We start from the raw sequence: 20,367 nt of genomic DNA, 5'->3' as shown, positions 1-20,367 counted from the left end.
CGCGATCCGCGAGGGCGGTCGCACCGTCGGTGCCGGACGCGTCACGAAGATCCTGGCCTAGTCGTCAACAGCCGAGCGAGAGACAGAGGGAGGAGGGCGAGCGTCGTGGCGGGACCGAAGATCCGTATCAAGCTGCGGGCCTACGACCACCGCATGCTCGACGTCGCTGCGCGCGACATCGTCGAGCACGTGACGCGCACCGGCGCGAAGGTCGTCGGACCCGTCCCCCTGCCCACCGAGCGCGCCGTCTACACGGTGATCCGCGGGCCCCACAAGCACAAGGACTCGCGGGAACACTTCCAGATGCTCACCCACAAGCGGCTGATCGACATCGTCGACGCCACCTCGAAGACGGTCCAGGAGCTCCAGCGCCTGAACCTGTCGGCGGGCGTCGACATCGAGGTGAAGCTCGGTGGCTGAGGTGAAGGGCATCCTCGGCGAGAAGGTCGGCATGACGCAGATCTTCGACGACACGCGCGCGATCCCGGTCACCGTGATCAAGGCGGGGCCGTGCTTCATCACGCAGATCAAGACCACCGCGACCGACGGCTACGACGCCGTGCAGATCGGGTTCGCCACGCCGAAGCGCACGTCGAAGCCGATGCAGGGCCACTTCGACAAGGCGGGGGTCGACGCCACCCGTCACCTCGTCGAGATCCGTACCGACGACGCCGCCGATTACGAGACCGGCCAGCGCATCTCGGTCGACATCTTCGTGCCGGGCGAGAAGGCCGACGTCGTCGGCGTCAGCAAGGGCAAGGGGTTCGCCGGTCCGATGAAGCGCCACGGGTTCTCCGGGCTGAAGGCGAGCCACGGGACCCACCGGGTCCACCGCGCCCCGGGGTCGATCGGCGCGTGCGCGACGCCGTCGCGGGTGTTCAAGGGCATGCGGATGGCCGGCCACATGGGTCACGACCGCGTCACCCTGCTCAACCTCGAGATCGTCCAGGCGGACGCCGAACGCAACCTGCTGCTCGTCAAGGGCGCCGTCCCCGGGCCCGACGGAGGGCTCGTCCTGATCCGTTCGGCCGTCAAAGCTCCCGCAGAGAAGAAGGCGGTGTGACCTCGATGGCCTCGGTCGATGTCGTCGACGCCTCGGGATCCAAGGCCGGTTCGACCGATCTTCCCGCCGACGTGTTCGAGGCCGACATCAGCGTGCCACTGATGCACCAGGTCGTGGTCGCGGCGATGGCGGGACAACGCGCGGGAACGCACTCGACGAAGACGCGGGGCAAGGTCTCCGGTGGCGGCAAGAAGCCGTGGCGCCAGAAGGGCACCGGTCGCGCTCGGCACGGCTCGATCCGCTCCCCGATCTGGGTCGGCGGCGGGGTCGCGCACGGTCCGCAGCCGCAGGACCACGCGATGCGCGTGAACAAGAAGATGCGCAAGGGCGCGCTGCGCTCGGCGCTGTCGGACGCGCGGGCGAGCGGCAAGCTCACGGTCGTCGACGGACTGTCGTTCGACGAACCGAAGACCAAGCGCGCGATCGAGCTGCTCGACGCGATCGAGGCCCAGGGCAAGGTGCTGCTCATTCTGTCCGAGCCGCACGAGGCCACCGAGAAGAGCTTCCGGAACCTGCCGAGCGTTCGCGTCGCGTTCGCCGGCGGTCTCGGGGTGTGGGAGATCGTGAACGCCGATCGCGTGATCTTCGACAGGTCCGCGATCGCCCGGGTCGCCGAGGGCCTCGCGAAGACGACCACGAGGAACGGCGCGAAGGCGGGTGAGCCCGCGTGAAGACCGATCGCGACGTGATCGTGCGCCCGGTCGTGTCGGAGAAGTCCTACTCGGGGATCGAGGCGAACACCTACACGTTCATCGTCGACCCGCGGGCGAACAAGACCGAGATCAAAGAGGCCGTCCAGCGGATCTGGAACGTGCGCGTCACCTCGGTCAACACGCTGCGCCGCAAGGGGAAGGTGAAGCGCTACCGGTACACCTCCGGGAAGCGCCCCGACCAGAAGCGCGCGATCGTCACCCTCGCCGAGGGCGACAGCATCGAGCTGTTCGAGACCGGATAGGGATCGCCATGGCCGTTCGCAAATACAAGCCGACGACACCGGGCCGCCGCGGGGCCAGCGTCAGCACGTTCGACGACGTGACCCGGGCGACGCCGGAGAAGGCGCTGACCTCCAAGGGCCGCAACCGGGCCGGCCGCAACAACAAGGGCCGCATCACGACGCGGCACCAGGGTGGCGGCAACAAGCGCCGGTTCCGTTCGATCGACTTCCGGCGGAACAAGGACGGCGTGCCCGCGAAGGTCGCTCACATCGAGTACGACCCGAACCGCAGCGCGCGGATCGCTTTGCTGCACTACGCGGATGGCGAGAAGCGCTACATCCTCGCGCCGCAGGGGCTCAAGCAGGGTGACACCGTGCAGTCGGGGGACGGCGCCGAGATCCGTCCCGGCAACGCGCTTCCGCTGCGCAACATCCCGGTCGGCACCGTCGTGCACGCGATCGAGCTCAAGCCCGGTGGCGGCGCGAAGATGGCGCGTTCGGCCGGCACCTCGGTGCAGCTGATGGCGAAGGAGGGCAAGCTCGCGACCCTGCGCCTTCCCTCCGGTGAGATGCGGATGGTCGAGGCCGCGTGCCGCGGCACCGTCGGCGTCGTCGGCAACGCCGAGCACGAGCTCGTGCAGCTCGGGAAGGCGGGCCGCGCCCGATGGAAGCGCAAGCGCCCGTCGGTGCGCGGCGTGGCGATGAACCCGGTCGATCACCCGCTCGGCGGTGGCGAGGGCAAGTCCTCGGGTGGACGGCACCCGGTCTCGCCGTGGGGTCAGGCCGAGGGTCGCACGCGCAAGAAGAAGAAGCGGTCGAACAAGTACATCGTCCGGCGTCGCGGGAAGGGGCGTGGCTGATGCCGCGGTCGGTGAAGAAGGGTCCGTTCGTCGACGACCACCTGATGATCAAGGTCGCCGACATGAACAAGCGCAACGACAAGAAGGTCATCAAGACCTGGTCGCGGCGCAGCACGATCGTCCCCGAGATGGTCGGCCACACGATCGCGGTGCACGACGGCCGCAAGCACGTGCCGGTCTACATCTCCGAGGCGATGGTCGGGCACAAGCTGGGGGAGTTCGCGCCGACGCGGACGTTCCGCTCCCACGCACGCAGCGAGAAGAGCACGGGTGTGAGGTAGGGAGATCGTGGCCGAAGCCAAGGCATCGATGAAGTACGTGCGGACCTCGCCGCGGAAGATGCGGCGCGCCGTCGACATGATCCGCGGCGCCCACGTGGAAGAGGCGCGACGGATCCTGCGCTTCTCGGCCCTCGGTGCCTCCGAGGAGCTGGGCAAGCTGCTGAATTCCGCCGTGGCCAACGCCGAGCAGAAGCCCGGGGTGATCGGGGAGAACCTGATCGTCGAGCGCGCCTGGGTCGACCAGGGCCCGACGCTGCGCCGCTATCGGCCGCGCGCGTACGGCCGCGCCACGCGGGTCCGCAAGCGCACGTCGCACGTCACGATCGTCGTGAAGTCCGTAGGAGACGAGGTCTAGATGGGGAACAAGGTCAACCCGTACGGGTTCCGGCTGGGGGTCATCTACCCCTGGAAGTCCAACTGGTACGCCAACAAGGACTACGCCACATCGCTGCACGAGGACATCTGGATCCGCGACCACATCCGCTCCCGCCTGTCGCGGGCCGGGATCTCCTCGATCGACATCGAGCGCAAGGGCGACCAGATCTGGGTGTTCATCCGCACCGCGCGCCCGGGCATCGTGATCGGCCGCAAGGGCGCCGAGGTCGACCGGATCCGCAAGGACATCGAGCGCTACACGAAGAAGCGCGTCGACGTGAAGGTCGAGGACATGAACTCGGCGGCGAGCGAGTCGCGGCCCGAGACCGACGCCGCACTGCTCGCCCAGGGGATCGCCGAGCAGCTCGTGGGCCGCGTGGCGTTCCGTCGCGCGATGCGCCGCGGGGTGCAGACGGCGATGCGCGCCGGCGCCCTGGGCGTTCGCGTGCAGACCGGCGGCCGCCTCGGTGGCACCGAGATGTCGCGCAGCGAGTGGTACCGCGAGGGCCGGGTTCCCCTGCACACGCTCCGCGCCAAGATCGACTTCGGTACCGCCAAGGCCAAGACGACCTCCGGCAGCTGCGGTGTGAAGGTCTGGGTCTACCACGGCGACGAGATCCCGCAGGCCGAGCGGAAGACCGAGCGCGCCCGCGCCCGCGCCGTCGCGCAGGTCAAGGCGACGCCCGGCCGCGCGAAGATGGTCGAGAAGACCGAGGAGGTCGCCCAGGACCCCTCGACCGGCGAGCCCACCGCGATCACCGAGACCACGACCGAGACCGACGTGAAGGTCGACGAGACCACCGGTACCACCGAGGTCGAGACCACGACGGTCGAGACGACCACGCCCGACCCCTCGGCCGAGGCCGCGCGCACCGAGGTCCAAGAGGGAGGCGACGCCTGATGCTCGCCCCCAAGAAGGTCAAGCACCGCAAGCAGCATCGCGGTCGCATGCGCGGCAAGGCCAAGGGCGGCACCCAGATCACCTTCGGCGACTTCGGTCTCGTGGCGCTCGAGCCGGCGTGGATCACGAACCGCCAGATCGAGTCGGCGCGCGTCGCGATCACCCGGCGGATCCGTCGTGGCGGCAAGGTCTGGATCAACATCTTCCCGGACAAGCCGTACACGAAGAAGCCGGCCGAGACCCGCATGGGGTCGGGCAAGGGCAACCCCGAGGGGTGGGTGGCCGTCGTCAAGCCGGGCCGCGTGCTGTTCGAGCTGGCGGGCGTCCCCGAGGATCTCGCCCGTTCGGCGATGCTGCGCGCCGCGCACAAGCTGCCGATCAAGACGAAGTTCATCTCCCGGGCAGGTGGCGAGTAGATGCAGGTGACCGAACTCCGCGAGATGGGCGACGAGCAGCTCGTCGAGCGGCTCGACGACGCGAAGGAGGAGCTGTTCAACCTCCGGTTCCAGAACGCGACCGGGCAGCTGGACAACCCTTCGCGCATCAAGCAGGTGCGCCACGACGTCGCGCGCATCCTGACCGTGCTCAGCGAACGAACGACAGCGAACGAACGTAGATCGCCAGAGAAAGAAGACGAGTCGTGAGTGAGACAGAAGCCACCGATCGCGCGCGCCGGAAGGTGCGCACCGGCGTCGTCCTGTCCGACGCGATGGACAAGACCGTCGTCGTGCGGATCGACCGCCAGTCGCTGCACCGGGTCTACAAGAAGACCGTGCGTCGCAGCAGCAAGCTGCAGGTCCACGACGAGACCAACGACGCGCACGTGGGCGACACCGTGAGGGTGATGGAGACCAAGCCGCTGTCCAAGACGAAGCGCTGGCGCGTCGTCGAGGTCGTCGAGAGGGCGAAGTAAGTGATCCAGCAGGAGAGCCGATGCAAGGTTGCGGACAATTCGGGGGCCCGAGAGGTCCTCTGCATCCGCGTGCTCGGCGGCTCCGGCCGGCGCTACGCAGGGGTCGGCGACGTGATCGTCGGCTCGGTCAAGGACGCCCTGCCGGGCGGTTCGATCAAGAAGGGCGAGGTCGTCAAGGCCGTCGTCGTGCGCACCGCGAAGGAGCGCCGGCGCCCCGACGGCAGCTACATCCGCTTCGACGACAACGCGGTCGTGCTGATCAACGAGCAGCGCAACCCGCGCGGAACGCGCATCTTCGGGCCGGTGGCCCGAGAGCTGCGCGAGAAGCGGTTCATGAAGATCATCTCGCTGGCCCCGGAGGTGCTCTGATGCCCCGCCGCACGAAGACCACGAAGCGTTCCCGGCCGCGGATCGAGATCCGCAAGAACGACACCGTGATGGTGATGACGGGCAAGGACCGCGGCCACGTCGGCCGAGTCGTCAACGTCTATCCGGACCGGGGGCGCGTCCAGGTCGAAGGTGCGGCGCTGGCCAAGCGGCACACGCGGCCGACCCGCCAGAACCAGCAGGGCGGGATCCTCGACAAGGAGATGCCCATCGACGTGAGCAACGTGCAGATCGTCTGCTCGTCGTGCGGCAAGCCCACCCGGATCGGTCACCGGATCGACGGCGACACGAAGATCCGGATCTGCAGGAAGTGCGAGGCGGCGCTATGAGCGACTACCAGGCGCGGCTGAAGATCCGGTTCCGCGAACAGATCCGCCCCAAGCTCATCGAGCAGCGGGGCTACACGAACCTGCACGAGGTCCCGAGTCTGGCCAAGATCGTCGTGAACATGGGGGTCGGCGACTCCCTGAAGGACGGTCGTATGCTGGAGGCCGCCGTCGAGGACCTGACGACGATCACCGGGCAGAAGCCGGTGGTCACGAAGGCGAAGAAGTCGATCGCCGGGTTCAAGCTCCGGCAGGGCCAGGCGATCGGGGTCAAGGTCACGCTTCGCGGCGACCGGATGTGGGAGTTCATCGACCGGCTGATGTCGATCACGCTCCCGCGGATCCGCGACTTCCGTGGCCTGGACCCGAGAGCGTTCGACGGTCACGGCAACTACACGATCGGGCTCACCGAGCAGCTGGTGTTCCCCGAGATCGACTACGACAAGGTCGCGAAGGTCCGCGGCATGGACATCACCGTCGTGACGACGGCGAGTGACGACGACGAAGGACGCGCGCTGCTGCTCGCCCTGGGGATGCCCCTCGCGGGGGCCGACCCGGTGGCGGCCGCATCGTGAGCACGGCGAAAGTGAGCTGAGATGGCGAAGACGGCACTGAAGAACAAGCAGCGCGGACGGCAGAAGTACCACGTCCGCGAATACACGCGGTGTCAGCGCTGCGGGCGTCCGCGCGCGGTGTTCCGCAAGTTCCTGCTGTGCCGGATCTGCTTCCGCGAGCTGGCCCACCTCGGAGAGCTGCCGGGGGTGACGAAGGCCTCATGGTGACCACCAACCCCGTTCGCTCCGACGCGATCCCCGTGCTCAACACGAACGTCAACGATCCCGTCGGCGACATGCTGACGCGGATCCGCAACGCGAACATCGCCTATAAGGAGCACCTGTTCCTGCCGGCGTCCAAGCTCAACGACGCGATCTGCAAGATCCTCCAGGCCGAGGGCTACGTCCGCACGTACACGCGGGCCGGCGAGGGTGTGCGCGAGGTGCTCAAGGTCGAGCTGAAGTACGACAAGGAGCGCACGCGGACGATCACCGGATTGCGCCGCGTGTCCAAGCCCGGCCGGCGCGTCTACGCGAAGCGCGACAACCTGCCCCGGGTGCTCGGCGGGCTCGGCATCGCGATCCTGTCCACGTCCCAGGGCGTGATGACCGATCGCGAGGCCTCCCGCAAGGGCATCGGCGGAGAGATCCTCGCGGAGGTCTGGTGATCGTATGAGCCGGATCGGCAAGCAGCCAATCGTGGTCCCCGGCGGCGTCGACGTCTCGGTCGCCGACGACGGCCTCGTGACGGTCAAGGGCCCGCGCGGCGAGCTCGCGCAACGTCTGCACCCGCAGATCACCGTCGTCGTGGACGGCGAGCAGGTGCGGGTCGAGCGACCCAACGACGAGGGGTTCTTCCGCGGACTCCATGGCCTGTCGCGCACGCTGATCGCGAACATGATCGAGGGCGTCACGAACGGCTTCGAGAAGCGGCTGGAGATCATCGGCGTCGGCTACCGGGCGCAGATGAAGGGCAAAGATCTCGAGATCGCAGCCGGGTTCTCGCACCCGGTGGCGGTGCGCTGCCCCGAGGGGATCGTGTTCGAGACACCGACGCCCACACAGATCGTGATCCGCGGCAACGATAAGCAGGCCGTCGGGGAGATCGCCGCGAAGATCCGCAAGGTCCGCAAGCCCGAGCCCTACAAGGGCAAGGGGATCCGGTACGAGGGCGAGTACGTCCGCAAGAAGGCCGGTAAGGCCGCGAAGGCGACCGCGTGATGGCCAAGTCGCGACGCCGTGTGTCGGCCGTCGAGCGGCGCCACCGACGGGTGCGCAAGAAGGTGTCCGGCACGGCGACCCGTCCGCGGCTGGCGGTGTTCCGGTCGAACCGGCACATCTACGCGCAGCTCGTCGACGACGTGGCGGCGACGACGGTCGCCCAGGCATCCGACACCGAGGTCAAGCGCACCACGGGCAAGACCGAGCTCGCGAAGGGCGTCGGAACGTTGATCGCCCAGCGCGCGAAACAGCAGGGGATCGAGCAGGCGGTGTTCGATCGCGGCGGCCGCCTCTACCACGGCCGGGTCGCCGCCGTCGCCGACGGTGCCCGCGAGGAAGGACTGCAGATCTGATGCGACGCTACGACGCACAGGACAACAAGAGTCCCTATGAAGAGCGGGTGATCTCGATCAACCGCGTGGCCAAGGTCGTCAAGGGCGGCCGCCGGTTCTCGTTCGCCGCGCTCGTCGTCGTCGGCGACGGCGCCGGCCGCGTCGGCGTGGGATACGGCAAGGCCAAGGAGGTTCCCTCGGCGATCGCCAAGGGCGTCGAGATGGCCCGCCGGACGATGTTCGAGGTGCCGATGATGGGAACGACGATCCCGCACAAGATCACGGGTGAGGACGGCGCCGGCGTCGTGCTGCTGAAGCCGGCCGCCCCCGGAACCGGTGTGATCGCGGGTGGTCCGGTGCGCGCGCTCGTGGAGTGCGCCGGGATCAAGGACATCCTGTCGAAGTCGCTGGGCTCGTCGAACCAGATCAACATCATCAAGGCGGCGGTCAACGGATTGAAGCGGCTGCGCCTGCCCGCCGACGTGGCGGCGCTCCGCGATCGCGACGTGCGCGAGATCGCGCCGAAGCCGATGCTCGAAGCGGTCGCCGACGCCCAGCAGAAGATGCAGGCCAAGCGAGCGGAGAACCTCACGGAGGCCTACGGTGGCGAAGCTTAAGGTCACCCAGGTCCGGAGCGTGATCGATCGCCCACGCGATCAGAAGGACACCGTGCGCCGGCTCGGCCTGCACCGGATCAACGACACCGTCGTCAAGGACGACCGCCCCGACATCCGCGGGATGATCGCGAAGGTCGCCCACCTCGTCGACGTCGAGGAGGTCTCGTCGTGAAGCTGCATCACCTGAAGCCCGCGGAGGGCGCCAAGACCGAGCGCACGCGCGTCGGTCGCGGCCGAGCAGGCAGACGTGGGAAGACGGCCGGCCGTGGCACGAAGGGCTGGGGCGCGCGGCACCAGCCGAAGGTCGGGTTCGAAGGCGGACAGATGCCGCTGTCGCGCCGTGTTCCGAAGCTGCCCGGTTTCACGAACCCGAACCGGGTCGAATACGCCGCGGTCAACGTCGAGACGATCGGCAAGGTGTTCACCTCCGGCGAGGTGACCCCCGCAACCCTGCTCAAGCACGGACTCGTCCGCAAGGGACGCAAGGTGAAGATCCTCGGGCGCGGCGAGCTGACGACGGCGCTCACCGTGAAGGCGCACGCGTTCTCCGCGACCGCGAAGACGAAGATCCAGCAGGCCGGAGGCACCACCGAGCTGATCGGCTAGTCCGGTCGGCGACGGGGTAGCATAGGGGCCTTCCGATGCTTGCCGCCTTCGCGAACGCGTTCAAGATCCCGGATCTCCGCAAGAAGATCCTGTTCACGCTGTTCATCATCGCGATCTTCCGCTTCGGTTCGCAGCTTCCGGTTCCGCTCGTCGACCTCGATCGCGTTCAGGCGCAGCTCGAGTCGGCGGCGGCCGGCGGTGGGTTCCTCGCCTACATCAACCTCTTCTCCGGCGGTGCGCTCGGCAGGATGGCCGTCTTCGCGCTCGGGATCATGCCGTACATCACGGCGTCCATCATCATGCAGCTGCTCACGGTCGTGATCCCCAAGCTCGAGCGGTGGCAGAAGGAAGGCGAGTCGGGGACCAAGAAGATCAACCAGACGACGCGCTACGTGACGATCGTGCTGGCCGTGCTGCAGGCGACGGGCCTTGTGTTCCTGTTCAACCGCGACGATCCGAGCTCGGCGGTCAACGAGGACCTCTTCTCGGCCACCCTGACCGCGCCGCGGATCGCGCTGATCGTGCTCACGCTCACGGCGGGCACCGCCCTGATCATGTGGATGGGTGAGCTGATCACCCAGCGGGGCATCGGGAACGGGATGTCGATCCTGATCTTCGCGAGCGTGATCGCGACGCTGCCCGCCGAGGGCGGGGGGATCCTCGCGCAGGGCGGCACCGGCAAGTTCATCGCGATCCTGATCCTCGGGCTGGGCATGATCGTGGCCGTCGTGTTCATCGAGCAGGGGCAGCGCCGGATCCCGGTGCAGTACGCGAAACGGGTCGTCGGCCGGAAGATGGCCTCGGGCGGAAGCACCTATATCCCGCTCAAGGTGAACCAGGCGGGAGTGATCCCGATCATCTTCGCGTCGTCGGTGCTGTACTTCCCGACCCTGATCGCCAGCGGCTACGACGCGCCGTGGTTCCAGAACCTCGTCGACAACTACCTGAACAACCCGGCGAGCGTCGTGTACATGGCCGTCTACGGCCTGATGGTCGTGTTCTTCGCGTACTTCTACACGGCGATCGCGTTCAACCCGGTCGACACCGCGGACAACCTGCGCAAGTTTGGGGGGTTCGTTCCCGGGATCCGCCCCGGCCCGCCGACCGCGAAGTACCTGAACGACATCCTCGTGCGCATCACCCTTCCGGGCGCGATCTTCCTCGCGACGATCTCGATCATCCCGTCGGTCGTGCTCGCCGTCTGGGGGATCCAGCAGTTCCCCTTCGGCGGCGCGTCGCTGTTGATCACTGTCGGGGTCGCGCTCGAGACGATGAAGCAGCTGGAGTCTCAGCTCCAGATGCACAACTACGAGGGCTTCCTGAGGTAGCGATGCGACTCGTGCTCCTCGGACCGCCCGGTGCGGGGAAGGGAACCCAGGCCGCTCGCCTCGGGGACAAGCTCGGCATCGTCACGATCTCCACCGGGGACCTGCTCCGCGAGCACGTGGAGCGCGGTTCGGGGCTCGGCGTCCGGGCCCGCGCGTACATGGACCGCGGGGAGTACGTCCCCGACGACATCGTCGTGCAGATGGTGATGGACCGCCTGCGGGAGCCCGACGCGCAGGACGGATTCATCCTCGACGGGTTCCCGCGGACGGTTCCACAAGCCCAGGCGCTTGAGAACGCACTGGCCGAGATCGACCGGCCGCTGTCGGTGGTGTTGAAGTTCAAGATCGGCGACGAGATGGCGGTCAAGCGGATCTCGAACCGCTGGACGTGCCCGAACTGCAAGCGCACCTACAACGAGGCCTTCAAGAAGCCCAAGAACGATCACCTCTGCGACGTCTGCGGCCATCAGCTCGTCCGCCGCAAGGACGACGACGAGGTCACGGTGCGACGGCGTCTACAGGTCTACTTCGACGAGACGGCTCCGCTCGAGTTCTTCTTCTGGGAACGGGGTCTGCTGCGCGAGATCGACGCCGAGGCGCCCGAGGAGGTCGTCACCGACCGGACCCTCGAGGCGATCTCCGATATCGTCGATCTCAACGGCGCCACGTGATCTTCCGGCGACGACACGAAGCGATGATCGAATACAAGAACTCCGACGAGTTGGACAAGATGCGGATCGCCGGACGTATCACGGGCGAGACCGTCGCACTCGTGATGTCCGAGGTTCGCCCCGGCGCCACGACGTTGGACCTCGATCGCATCGCCGAGACCTACATCCGCGACGAGGGAGCGACGCCGTCGTTCAAGGGATACGGGGGCGGGCGTGGCGCCCCGCCGTTCCCCGGCTCGATCTGCACCTCGATCAACGCCGAGATCGTCCACGGGATCCCGTCGGCCGAACGCGTGCTGGTCGAGGGCGACCTGCTCTCCCTCGACTTCGGGGCGATCTGGGACGGGTTCCACGGCGACTCCGCGGTGACGGTGTTCGTGGGAGAGCCGCCGTCGGCCGAAGCCGAGAAGCTCGTTCGGGCGACCGAGGAGTCGCTCGAGGCGGCGATCTCCCAGATCCGCCCCGGCGGAAGACTCTCCGACCTCGGCCATGCGGCGCAGCAGGTCGCCGAGGGTGCCGGATTCTCGGTCGTGCGCGAGTACGTGGGTCACGGGATCGGCCGCAAGCTCCACGAGGACCCGCAGATCCCGAACTACGGACCGCCCGGGCGCGGGATCGAGCTGAAGTCCGGGCTCGTGATTGCGGTCGAGCCCATGGTGAACGTCGGCGGCTGGGAGACGCGGATGCAGCCCGACGAGTGGACCGTCGTCACCGCCGACGGATCCCTGTCCGCGCATTTCGAGCACACGATCGCGGTCACCGAGACCGGCAACGAGGTCCTCACCGCGCGCAGCTGAATGCCGCCGGAGTGCCGCCGTCTCGACGGGTCAAGAACAGGGGTCCCGCGGACCGATATGCTGGGTAGCCGTGCGAACCCCCCGACGCCTCCGCCCCGCCGTGGTCCCCGCCGTCCTCGTGGCGCTCGCGACGCTGACGGTCGCGGTGACCACGCCGACGTCCTCGCTGGCCGGCGACCCGGCCCCCCGGCTGCTTCCGAACATCGTGCCCGAGCGTGCCCAGAACCTCGACGTCGATCGGGTGGGCAGCAAGCGGTTCCTCCGTTTCTCCACGATCACCGCGAACCACGGCCTCGGCCCGATCGAGCTGAGTTCGAGGCTGAACGACTGCGACCACGACGGCGATCTCACGAACGACCGCACCGCGATCCAGCGCGTCTACCACGACCTCGACGGGAACGGGTTCGATGCCGGCGATCGGATCGAGGGGGACAAGCGCGTCGCCGGGTGCTTCAAGTGGCACGCGATCCACGACCATTGGCATTTCCAGGACTACGCCGACTACCAGCTCCGCAAGCTCACGACAGGGTCGACGGTCGCGTCGAGGACGAAGGTCGGGTTCTGCATGCTGGACACCGCGCTCGATGACGATGTCGAAACGCCGCTCGTGGGAACGCCGTCGGTCCGGCGCTACGACGGAGACGGCTGCCGCACCGACGACTTCTCGGGTATCTCGGTCGGGTGGGAAGACCTGTACAGCAGCTCGCTCGCCGACCAAGACATCAACGTCACGAAGGTGCCGGACGGCAAGTACTGCCTCCGGCTGAACATCGATCCGAACGGTCGTCTCGAGGAGACCTCGGACGCGGACAACGCTTCGACGCAGGCGTTGAAGCTGGTCGGTGCCTCCGTGACCCCGCTCGCCCGCGCCTGCTGACCGGGCTCGTACCCGGTTCCCCGAGATGGCCCCGGGTTGTGATCTCGGGCAACGGCGCTGACCTGCGAGAACGTCCGACCGGCCGCCGGCTCGCGCCTGCGTGACGATGCCTGCGACCTGCACGTATACTGCCCGAGCGCTTCCGACCGGAGGCGCATCCGGCACGCCATCCCGGCGGGTCGGCACGTCCGGATACGAGGATCTCCCGGAGCAGCTTGCCGAAGAAGGATGCGATCGAGGTCGAGGGGACGGTCACCGAGCCGCTTCCCAACGCCATGTTCCGGGTCGAACTCGAGAACGGGCACAACGTATTGGCACACATCTCGGGGAAGATGCGGATGCACTACATCCGGATCCTCCCGGGGGACCGGGTGCTGGTGGAGCTGTCGCCGTACGACCTGACGCGCGGCCGCATCATCTACCGGTACAAGTGAGCGGAGCAGGCGGATGAAGGTGCGGCCCAGCGTGAAGAGGATGTGCGACAAGTGCCGCGTGATCCGCCGGCGCGGGCGCGTCCAGGTGATCTGCACGAACCCCCGTCACAAGCAGCGGCAAGGGTAGGAGGCTCGGTTTGGCACGGATCGCAGGCGTCGACCTCCCGCGCGACAAGCGTGTGGACATCGGTCTGACCTACATCTACGGGATCGGACGCACCAGCGCGAACAAGGTCGTGGCGGGCACCGGCATCGACGCTCCGACGCGCGTGCGCGATCTGTCCGAGGAAGAGATCGTCCGGATCCGCGACTTCATCGACCGCACCCTCAAGGTCGAGGGTGACCTGCGACGCGACGTCGCGTCCGACATCAAGCGCAAGATCGAGATCGGGTGCTACGCGGGTATCCGCCACCGCCGGTCCCTGCCGGTACGCGGGCAGCGCACGCACACGAACGCCCGCACCCGCAAGGGGCCGAAGAAGGCGATCGCGGGCAAGAAGAAGACACCGCGCAAGAAGTAGTCAAGCGTCCGCGCACCTGCGCGCTGCATCCCACGAGGAGCTCCGATGGCGAAGCCCAAGGCGAAGAAGGCCCGCAAGAAAGAGAAGAAGAACGTCGTCCACGGTCAGGCGCACATCCAGGCCACGTTCAACAACACGATCGTGACGATCACTGACCAGCAGGGCAACACGCTGTCGTGGGCCAGCGCGGGCAACGTGGGGTTCAAGGGTTCCCGCAAGTCGACACCGTTCGCCGCGCAGCTGGCCGCCGAGGCCGCCGCGCGCCGCGCGCAGGAGCACGGCCTCCAGCGCGTCGACGTGTTCGTGAAGGGCCCGGGCTCGGGCCGTGAGACCGCGATCCGTTCCCTGGCCGCGGCCGGGCTCGAGGTCGCGGGCATCCAGGACGTCACGCCGGTGCCGCACAACGGCTGCCGGCCGAAGAAGCGTCGGCGCGTCTAGGCGCGCCGCCTGCTCCGGCTCCGTGCCGGGGCCGCAGCACCCCGACGGCCCATTCGGCCGCGGGAAGCACCGATGAAGGCGGGGTAGGAGTGGATGATCCCCCGCCGGAGGAGGGAATGCAGTTGTTCATCGTCGCGAGGCCCCAGATCTCCGAGGACGTCGTCTCCCCGAACCGATCGAAGTTCACGATCGAACCGCTCGAGCCCGGGTTCGGCTACACGATCGGGAACTCCCTGCGTCGCACCCTGCTGTCGTCGATCCCGGGCGCAGCGATCTCGTCGGTACGCATCGAGGGCGTGCTCCATGAGTTCTCGACGATCCCGAAGGTGACCGAGGACGTCACCGACATCATCTTGAACCTGAAAGACCTCGTGATCCGCTCCGAGGCAGAGGAACCGGTCAACGTGTACCTGAAGGCGAAGGGTCCCGGTGAGGTGACGGCCGGCGACGTGGCGCCCCCCGCCGGCGTCGAGATCCTCAACCCCGACATGCACATCGCGACCTTGGGCAAGGGCGCGAGCCTCGAGATGGAGATGGTCGTCGAGCGTGGCGTCGGCTACGTCTCGGCCGAGAAGAACAAGAAGTCGCGTGACCCGATCGGCGTGATCCCCGTCGACTCGATCTACTCCCCGGTGCGCCGGGTGAGCTACGCGGTCGAGAACACGCGCGTCGAACAGATGACCGACCGCGACAAGCTGGTCTTGGACGTCGAGTCCGACGGTTCGCTCAGCCCGCGCGAGGCGCTCGCGTCGGCCGGCGGCACGCTGCTCGAGCTCACCCAGCTGTTCGGCGATCTCGCCGAGGCGGACTCCGTCGCGGTGGGCCCGGCCGAGGACGACTCGGCCCCGAGCGACTACCAGATCACGATCGAGGAGCTGAACCTCTCGGTGCGCTCGTACAACTGCCTCAAGCGCGAGGGCATCAACAGCGTCGGCGAGCTCGTGACCAAGAGCGAGCAAGAGCTGATGGACATCCGCAACTTCGGCCAGAAGTCGATCGACGAGGTCAAGGACAAGCTCATCGAGCTCGGCCTGGGACTCCGGGAGGACTGAGCACCGATGCCGACCCCGAAGAAGGGACACCGACTGGGCTCCGGCCCGGCGCATCAGCGCTTGCTGCTGTCGGGGCTGGCCGGCCAGCTGTTCATCCACGAGGGCATCACGACGACCGAGGCCAAGGCCAAAGCGCTGCGACCGTACGCGGAGAAGCTGATCACGTTCGCGAAGAAGGGCGACCTCCACGCGCGCCGGCAGGTGCTCAGGGAGATCACCGACCGCGACATCGTGGCGCGGCTGTTCACGGACATCGGTCCGCGCTTCTCCGAGCGCAACGGTGGGTACACGCGGATCCTCAAGCTCGAGCAGCGCAAGGGCGACGGCGCGCCGATGGCCCGGATCGAGCTCGTCGAACGAACCCAGTAGAGCTCGTCGTGCCGGGTCGTTCCCAGCGATGAGCCGAGTCGTTCGGTTGCTCCTGGCCTACGACGGGACGGGCTTCCGCGGGTGGGCTCGCCAGCGCCGGGATGTTCGCACCGTGCAGGGCCTGCTCGAAGAGGTGCTCTCGCATGCGATCGGTGAGCCCGTCGCGCTGAGCGTCGCGGGGCGGACCGATGCCGGGGTGCATGCGACGGGGCAAGTGGCCTCGTTCGTAGCGCCGCAGCAGTGGCCGGACACGCGAACCCTGGACGGTCTGCGGCGGCGGGTGAACGCACAGACCGCCCCCGAGGTCGTCGTGCGCGAGGCGTCGTGGGCGGCGGAGGGGTTCGACGCGCGGTTCTCGGCGACGGCTCGGGTGTATCGGTATCGGATCGACACGGGAGATGCGCCGGATCCGTTCGCGGCACGGTTCACCTGGCACCGGGTCGGGGCGGTGGGGTTGGGAAGGATGCGTGCGGGGGCTCGGCACCTGGCGGGGGAGCACGACTTCGCGTCGTTCTGCCGGGCACCCCAGGGCGAGGGCACCACGGTGCGCCGGGTCGAACGGCTGACGGTGTCGCGCTCGGGCGAGGTCGTCGAGGTCGTCGTGCGAGCGAACGCGTTCTGTCATCAGATGGTGCGGGCCCTCGTCGGAACGCTGGTGGCTTCGGGGGCCGGCACGCTCGATCCGGAGTCGGTTCCGCGGATCATCGAGGCCCGCGATCGGCACGCGGCACCCCAGATCGCCCCGCCGCACGGGCTCACCCTCGAGCGGGTCGTCTACGCGGGACGATGAGACACGATCGGGCCGACCATGGCCGGTTCCGGCCGGTTCGGGAGACCCCCGACCGAGCCCTTCCGGGCTTTGACGCCGGAGCGTTCCCGCAGGTAGCATGGGGCGTCGGCCCATCCCGGCCGGCATTCTTTCTGTCATGAAGACCTACGCCCCGAAGCCGCGCGACATCCAGCGCCGTTGGTATGTGATCGACGCCGACGGTGCTGTTCTCGGGCGTCTGGCGACGGAGGTCGCGAGCATCCTCAAGGGCAAGCACAAGCCGATCTACGCCCCGAACGCCGACACGGGCGACCACGTGATCGTGATCAACGCGAAGGGGATCCGTGTCACCGGCGGCAAGGAGAGCAAGAAGATCGCCTACCGCCACTCCGGCTACCCGGGCGGTCTCACCGAGACCGGCTACGACGTCCTGTTGAGGACCCGCCCGGCGTTCGCGATCGAGAAGGCCGTGAAGGGGATGCTGCCGAAGAGCTCCCTCGGTCGCTCGATGCTGCGCAAGCTCAACGTGTACGAAGAAGGTCAGCACCCTCACGCGGCGCAGCAGCCGGAGACGATCTCGCTCGGGCAGGTCCCGACCTGGGACGGCCTCCCGGTCCCCGAGGCGGTGAAAGCGCCCGCGACCAAGCCGCCGAAGAGGGCCACCGCGACCAAGCCCGCCGCGGCCGAGCCCGCGGCTGCGCCTGCGAAGAAGTCCACCGCGAAGGCTGCATCCTCGAAGAAGTCCACCGCCAAGGCTGCGCCCGCGAAGAAGTCGACCGCCAAGGCGAAGTCGGCGGCGAAGACGAGCACTAAGAAGCCTACGGCGAAGAAGACCTCGACCGCCAAGCGTTCCACGAAGAAGTAGGGAGACCGAAGTGGCCACACGGACCGTCGCGAAGAGCCCCGTCACGCAGACCACAGGCCGCCGTAAGGAGGCCGTCGCTCGCGTCCGTCTCGTTCCGGGAACCGGCGAGTTCGACATCAACGGCCGCTCGCTCGACGAGTACTTCGGGACGCGCGCGCATCGCATGATCGTGACCGAGCCCCTGCGCCACGTGGGCAAGGAGAAGGACTTCGATGTGGTCGCTCGGATCCACGGCGGCGGCGTCAACGGCCAGGCGGGGGCACTGCGCCTGGGCATCGCCCGTGCGCTGATCGAGATCGAGCCCGAGCTGCGCGGCACGCTGAAGGCTGAGGGGATGCTCTCGCGGGACGCACGCGAGAAGGAACGTCGCAAGTACGGCCTGAAGAAGGCCCGCAAGGCGCCGCAGTACTCCAAGCGCTGAGCGCTGAGCCCCACCCCCCGCGCCGCCGGCTGTTCGGCCCCCCGGCGCGAGCACCGAACGGCCCGCATCCACGATCGTGCGACCAAGACATTGACGATCATCGATGTCCGTGGCACGCTTCCATCAGACATCGACCGATATCGATATCTCGAACGACCACGAGGAGGCCAGGTGAGCGGTTCGACCCGCATCCGCGCGGATCTTCCGGTCGCCCAACGGGCGCCGGCCGTGTGCTGCTCGCCGCTGGCGCAGCCCGACATGACCGGCGCCGAGGCCGAGGTGACGGCGCGTCTGTTCAAGGCGCTGTCGGACCCGAGCCGCGTGCTGATCGTGAACCTGCTCGCCAACAGCGATGGCGCCGTCTGTGTGTGCGATCTCAACGTGCAGATCGATCTGTCGCAGCCGACCCTGAGCCATCACCTCAAGAAGCTGGTCGCGTCCGGGTTGCTGACCCGGGAGCAACGCGGAGTGTGGGCGTTCTACGACGTCGACCGGGCGGCACTCGCCCGGCTCGGCACGGTGTTCCAGATCGATCGTGCGACCGAAAGGAGCCTGACGTGAACGAAGTGCGGGAGCAGGTGCGGCGGAACTACGCGGAGGCGGCCAAGGCCGCGGCGAGCGGGGCGGCCGCCTCGTGCGGCCCCGGGGGTTGCGGGTGTTCGGATCCAGGGGTGGATGCCGGCGAAGGGTTCGGCGCGCAGCTCTACCAGGCCGGCGAGCTCGACCGGCTCCCCGATGCCGCCGGCCTCGCGAGCCTCGGATGCGGCAACCCGATCGGGGTCGCCGAGCTGCAGGAGGGCGAGACGGTGCTCGATCTCGGTTCGGGCGGAGGGATCGATGTGCTGTTGTCGGCCCGCCGGGTCGGCCCCACGGGTCGCGCGATCGGTCTCGACATGACCGACGAGATGCTCGAGCTGGCGCGACGGAACGCCGCCGAGGCCGGCGCGGAGAACGTCGAGTTCCTCGAAGGAGCGATCGAGCAGATCCCGGTCCCCGATGCAAGCATCGACGTGATCATCTCCAACTGCGTGATCAACCTGTCGACCGACAAGCCGCGGGTGCTCTCGGAGATGTTCCGCGTGCTGAGCCCCGGCGGGCGACTCGGGATCACCGACGTCGTCGCGGACGACGCGCTCACGCCCGACCAGCGGGCCGAACGGGGAAGCTTCGTCGGCTGCGTCGCAGGCGCGCTCTCGATCGGCGAATACGAGCGCGGGCTGCGCGAGGTCGGGTTCATCGATGTCGGGGTCGAGGTCACCCACGACGTCGCCGACCGAATGTACTCGGCGATCGTGCGCGCCAAGAAGCCGCCCGAGACGGAGGGTGCCCGTTGAGTGCCGCTCCCCAGGTGCTGTTCGTGTGCGTCCACAACGCCGGACGCAGCCAGATGGCGGCGGCCCTCCTCGAGCGCTACGCGGGCGATCGGGTCGACGTGCGATCGGCCGGGAGCGCTCCGTCCGACGAGATCAACCCGGCCGTGCTCGAGGCGATGCGCGAGGTCGGGATCGATCTCGCGGGACGGCGGCCGAAGGCGCTCACCACCGAGGCCGTCGAACGCTCCGACGTCGTGATCACGATGGGCTGCGGTGATGCGTGTCCGGTGTTCCCGGGGGTGCGCTACCTCGACTGGGAGCTCGACGACCCGGCGGGCCGGGAGCTCGAGGAGGTTCGGCCGATCCGCGACGAGATCGATCGCCGCGTTCGTGCCCTGGCGGAGGAGCTCGTCGCCGCGGATGCGTGAGGGAGACCTCGGGCGGCGCGTGCTCGCAGAGGCGCTCGGAACGGCTCTCCTGCTGATCGCGATCGTCGGATCCGGTATCTCCGCGCAGCGACTGACCGATGACGTCGGCGTGCAGCTCCTCGTGAACGCGGCGGTGACCGGGATCGCGCTCGCCGTGCTGATCTCGGTGCTCGGGCCGATCTCCGGGGCCCATTTCAATCCGGTCGTGACCGGCGTCGACCGGATCCTCGGCGGGATCGAGACGATACCCGCGAGCGCCTACGCCGTAGCGCAGGTCGGCGGCGCGATCGCGGGCACGATCGTCGCGAACGTGCTGTTCTCCCTGCCGGGGGTCGATGCCTCGTCCACGGTCCGAACCGGCGCCGGCCTGTGGCTCGGCGAGGTCGTGGCGACGTTCGGCCTCGTGATGGTGATCTTCCTCATGGTGGGAACGCGACGCTCGACCGCGATCCCGTTCACGGTCGGCGGCTATGTCGCGGCGGCGATCTGGTTCACCTCGTCGAGAGGCTTCGCGAACCCTGCGGTCACGATCGGACGCATGTTCACCGATTCCCTCACCGGCATCGCGCCACGTTCGGTCCCCGCCTTCGTCCTCGCCCAGGCGCTCGGCGGTGCCCTCGCTCTCGCCACCGTGCTGGTTCTCCGGCCGGGGGTGCGCAGGGTGGCGGCCGAGGTCCTCGTCGACGGGTAGGGCTGTCACAGGACTAGGCTCGA

34 protein-coding genes and 4 pseudogenes are annotated in these 20,367 nt (G+C 68.2%); all 38 read left to right on the top strand.

The genetic code is table 11. From position 1 onward, the window contains the following. The first annotated feature begins 105 nt into the window (after positions 1-105). The 38 genes and pseudogenes from rpsJ (at position 106) to WEF05_11810 (ending at position 20,344) form a co-directional block, all read left to right on the top strand. A complete protein-coding gene (gene rpsJ / locus WEF05_11995; GenBank protein MEX1102599.1) occupies positions 106-420 on the top strand; it encodes a 30S ribosomal protein S10 in 315 nt (104 codons plus the stop codon). Beyond that, entirely contained in the window at positions 413-1,063 is a 651-nt protein-coding gene (gene rplC, locus WEF05_11990; GenBank protein ID MEX1102598.1) for a 50S ribosomal protein L3, read from the top strand. The genes rpsJ and rplC overlap by 8 nt, the downstream gene beginning before the upstream one ends. A gap of 5 nt (positions 1,064-1,068) precedes the next feature. Continuing rightward, positions 1,069-1,734 carry a 50S ribosomal protein L4 gene (rplD, locus tag WEF05_11985; GenBank protein ID MEX1102597.1) on the top strand — a complete coding sequence of 222 codons (666 nt, stop codon included), beginning with the start codon at positions 1,069-1,071 and terminating at the stop codon, positions 1,732-1,734. Next, positions 1,731-2,018 carry a 50S ribosomal protein L23 gene (rplW, locus tag WEF05_11980; protein ID MEX1102596.1) on the top strand — a complete coding sequence of 96 codons (288 nt, stop codon included), beginning with the start codon at positions 1,731-1,733 and terminating at the stop codon, positions 2,016-2,018. The genes rplD and rplW overlap by 4 nt, the downstream gene beginning before the upstream one ends. 8 nt (positions 2,019-2,026) lie before the next feature. Beyond that, positions 2,027-2,857, top strand: coding sequence for a 50S ribosomal protein L2 (gene rplB / locus WEF05_11975; protein ID MEX1102595.1), 831 nt, complete (start codon positions 2,027-2,029; stop codon positions 2,855-2,857). Then, positions 2,857-3,138: a 30S ribosomal protein S19 gene (rpsS, locus tag WEF05_11970; protein MEX1102594.1), complete on the top strand. Its 282-nt coding sequence runs from the start codon at positions 2,857-2,859 to the stop codon at positions 3,136-3,138. The genes rplB and rpsS overlap by 1 nt, the downstream gene beginning before the upstream one ends. A 28-nt stretch (positions 3,139-3,166) precedes the next feature. Continuing rightward, a complete protein-coding gene (gene rplV, locus WEF05_11965; GenBank protein ID MEX1102593.1) occupies positions 3,167-3,493 on the top strand; it encodes a 50S ribosomal protein L22 in 327 nt (108 codons plus the stop codon). Then, positions 3,494-4,126, top strand: a pseudogene (gene rpsC, locus WEF05_11960) (30S ribosomal protein S3). Between the two features lie 287 nt (positions 4,127-4,413). Then, positions 4,414-4,830, top strand: coding sequence for a 50S ribosomal protein L16 (rplP, locus tag WEF05_11955; GenBank protein ID MEX1102592.1), 417 nt, complete (start codon positions 4,414-4,416; stop codon positions 4,828-4,830). Next, the gene (gene rpmC / locus WEF05_11950) at positions 4,831-5,058 is read left to right on the top strand and encodes a 50S ribosomal protein L29 (protein ID MEX1102591.1); all 228 of its coding nucleotides are present in this window, start codon (positions 4,831-4,833) and stop codon (positions 5,056-5,058) included. Continuing rightward, the gene (gene rpsQ, locus WEF05_11945) at positions 5,055-5,327 is read left to right on the top strand and encodes a 30S ribosomal protein S17 (protein MEX1102590.1); all 273 of its coding nucleotides are present in this window, start codon (positions 5,055-5,057) and stop codon (positions 5,325-5,327) included. Before rpmC ends, rpsQ begins: the two co-directional genes overlap by 4 nt. Further along, positions 5,328-5,696: a 50S ribosomal protein L14 gene (gene rplN / locus WEF05_11940; GenBank protein ID MEX1102589.1), complete on the top strand. Its 369-nt coding sequence runs from the start codon at positions 5,328-5,330 to the stop codon at positions 5,694-5,696. It abuts the gene before it with no gap. Beyond that, positions 5,696-6,043 carry a 50S ribosomal protein L24 gene (rplX, locus tag WEF05_11935; GenBank protein MEX1102588.1) on the top strand — a complete coding sequence of 116 codons (348 nt, stop codon included), beginning with the start codon at positions 5,696-5,698 and terminating at the stop codon, positions 6,041-6,043. The genes rplN and rplX overlap by 1 nt, the downstream gene beginning before the upstream one ends. Next, positions 6,040-6,615, top strand: a complete 576-nt coding sequence (gene rplE / locus WEF05_11930; protein MEX1102587.1) for a 50S ribosomal protein L5 — start codon at positions 6,040-6,042, stop codon at positions 6,613-6,615. The genes rplX and rplE overlap by 4 nt, the downstream gene beginning before the upstream one ends. Before the next feature lie 21 nt (positions 6,616-6,636). Further along, a complete protein-coding gene (locus WEF05_11925) occupies positions 6,637-6,822 on the top strand; it encodes a type Z 30S ribosomal protein S14 (GenBank protein ID MEX1102586.1) in 186 nt (61 codons plus the stop codon). Further along, entirely contained in the window at positions 6,816-7,262 is a 447-nt protein-coding gene (rpsH, locus tag WEF05_11920) for a 30S ribosomal protein S8 (protein ID MEX1102585.1), read from the top strand. Before WEF05_11925 ends, rpsH begins: the two co-directional genes overlap by 7 nt. 4 nt (positions 7,263-7,266) lie before the next feature. Continuing rightward, positions 7,267-7,815, top strand: a complete 549-nt coding sequence (gene rplF / locus WEF05_11915; protein MEX1102584.1) for a 50S ribosomal protein L6 — start codon at positions 7,267-7,269, stop codon at positions 7,813-7,815. Next, on the top strand, positions 7,815-8,168 hold the full coding sequence (gene rplR, locus WEF05_11910) for a 50S ribosomal protein L18 (GenBank protein ID MEX1102583.1): 354 nt from the start codon (positions 7,815-7,817) through the stop codon (positions 8,166-8,168). The genes rplF and rplR overlap by 1 nt, the downstream gene beginning before the upstream one ends. Then, positions 8,168-8,764, top strand: coding sequence for a 30S ribosomal protein S5 (gene rpsE, locus WEF05_11905; GenBank protein MEX1102582.1), 597 nt, complete (start codon positions 8,168-8,170; stop codon positions 8,762-8,764). Before rplR ends, rpsE begins: the two co-directional genes overlap by 1 nt. Then, positions 8,751-8,936: a 50S ribosomal protein L30 gene (rpmD, locus tag WEF05_11900; GenBank protein ID MEX1102581.1), complete on the top strand. Its 186-nt coding sequence runs from the start codon at positions 8,751-8,753 to the stop codon at positions 8,934-8,936. The genes rpsE and rpmD overlap by 14 nt, the downstream gene beginning before the upstream one ends. Beyond that, entirely contained in the window at positions 8,933-9,370 is a 438-nt protein-coding gene (gene rplO / locus WEF05_11895; GenBank protein ID MEX1102580.1) for a 50S ribosomal protein L15, read from the top strand. Before rpmD ends, rplO begins: the two co-directional genes overlap by 4 nt. Positions 9,371-9,405: 35 nt before the next feature. Further along, entirely contained in the window at positions 9,406-10,698 is a 1,293-nt protein-coding gene (gene secY / locus WEF05_11890; protein ID MEX1102579.1) for a preprotein translocase subunit SecY, read from the top strand. 2 nt (positions 10,699-10,700) lie between these two features. Beyond that, positions 10,701-11,369 (top strand): adenylate kinase, encoded by a 669-nt coding sequence (locus tag WEF05_11885; GenBank protein ID MEX1102578.1) that lies wholly within the window; start codon positions 10,701-10,703, stop codon positions 11,367-11,369. A gap of 23 nt (positions 11,370-11,392) precedes the next feature. Next, a complete protein-coding gene (gene map, locus WEF05_11880; GenBank protein ID MEX1102577.1) occupies positions 11,393-12,166 on the top strand; it encodes a type I methionyl aminopeptidase in 774 nt (257 codons plus the stop codon). A gap of 70 nt (positions 12,167-12,236) precedes the next feature. After that, complete coding sequence (locus WEF05_11875) at positions 12,237-13,043, top strand: lysyl oxidase family protein (GenBank protein MEX1102576.1); 807 nt, start codon at positions 12,237-12,239, stop codon at positions 13,041-13,043. 215 nt (positions 13,044-13,258) lie between these two features. Further along, positions 13,259-13,477, top strand: coding sequence for a translation initiation factor IF-1 (gene infA / locus WEF05_11870; protein ID MEX1102575.1), 219 nt, complete (start codon positions 13,259-13,261; stop codon positions 13,475-13,477). Positions 13,478-13,490: 13 nt separating this feature from the next. Then, the gene (gene rpmJ / locus WEF05_11865; protein MEX1102574.1) at positions 13,491-13,604 is read left to right on the top strand and encodes a 50S ribosomal protein L36; all 114 of its coding nucleotides are present in this window, start codon (positions 13,491-13,493) and stop codon (positions 13,602-13,604) included. A gap of 10 nt (positions 13,605-13,614) precedes the next feature. Further along, positions 13,615-13,998: a 30S ribosomal protein S13 gene (rpsM, locus tag WEF05_11860; GenBank protein ID MEX1102573.1), complete on the top strand. Its 384-nt coding sequence runs from the start codon at positions 13,615-13,617 to the stop codon at positions 13,996-13,998. Positions 13,999-14,043: 45 nt separating this feature from the next. Further along, entirely contained in the window at positions 14,044-14,436 is a 393-nt protein-coding gene (gene rpsK, locus WEF05_11855; GenBank protein ID MEX1102572.1) for a 30S ribosomal protein S11, read from the top strand. 122 nt (positions 14,437-14,558) lie between these two features. Then, a pseudogene (locus WEF05_11850) lies at positions 14,559-15,482 on the top strand (DNA-directed RNA polymerase subunit alpha). 12 nt (positions 15,483-15,494) lie between these two features. Then, positions 15,495-15,845, top strand: a pseudogene (rplQ, locus tag WEF05_11845) (50S ribosomal protein L17). Between the two features lie 40 nt (positions 15,846-15,885). After that, positions 15,886-16,647, top strand: coding sequence for a tRNA pseudouridine(38-40) synthase TruA (truA, locus tag WEF05_11840; protein ID MEX1102571.1), 762 nt, complete (start codon positions 15,886-15,888; stop codon positions 16,645-16,647). A gap of 136 nt (positions 16,648-16,783) precedes the next feature. Further along, a pseudogene (rplM, locus tag WEF05_11835) lies at positions 16,784-17,194 on the top strand (50S ribosomal protein L13). A 307-nt stretch (positions 17,195-17,501) separates the two neighbouring features. Further along, positions 17,502-17,912, top strand: a complete 411-nt coding sequence (rpsI, locus tag WEF05_11830; protein ID MEX1102570.1) for a 30S ribosomal protein S9 — start codon at positions 17,502-17,504, stop codon at positions 17,910-17,912. A gap of 171 nt (positions 17,913-18,083) precedes the next feature. Beyond that, complete coding sequence (locus tag WEF05_11825; GenBank protein ID MEX1102569.1) at positions 18,084-18,473, top strand: metalloregulator ArsR/SmtB family transcription factor; 390 nt, start codon at positions 18,084-18,086, stop codon at positions 18,471-18,473. Then, on the top strand, positions 18,470-19,246 hold the full coding sequence (arsM, locus tag WEF05_11820) for an arsenite methyltransferase (protein ID MEX1102568.1): 777 nt from the start codon (positions 18,470-18,472) through the stop codon (positions 19,244-19,246). The genes WEF05_11825 and arsM overlap by 4 nt, the downstream gene beginning before the upstream one ends. Next, positions 19,243-19,653, top strand: a complete 411-nt coding sequence (locus WEF05_11815) for an arsenate reductase ArsC (GenBank protein ID MEX1102567.1) — start codon at positions 19,243-19,245, stop codon at positions 19,651-19,653. Before arsM ends, WEF05_11815 begins: the two co-directional genes overlap by 4 nt. Then, positions 19,646-20,344, top strand: a complete 699-nt coding sequence (locus WEF05_11810) for an aquaporin (GenBank protein MEX1102566.1) — start codon at positions 19,646-19,648, stop codon at positions 20,342-20,344. Before WEF05_11815 ends, WEF05_11810 begins: the two co-directional genes overlap by 8 nt. Positions 20,345-20,367: the final 23 nt, after the last annotated feature.

Source organism: Actinomycetota bacterium (assembly GCA_040881665.1).
Taxonomy (GTDB): Bacteria; Actinomycetota; UBA4738; order UBA4738; family HRBIN12; genus JBBDWR01.
This window is presented reverse-complemented; position numbering and strand designations above follow the sequence as displayed.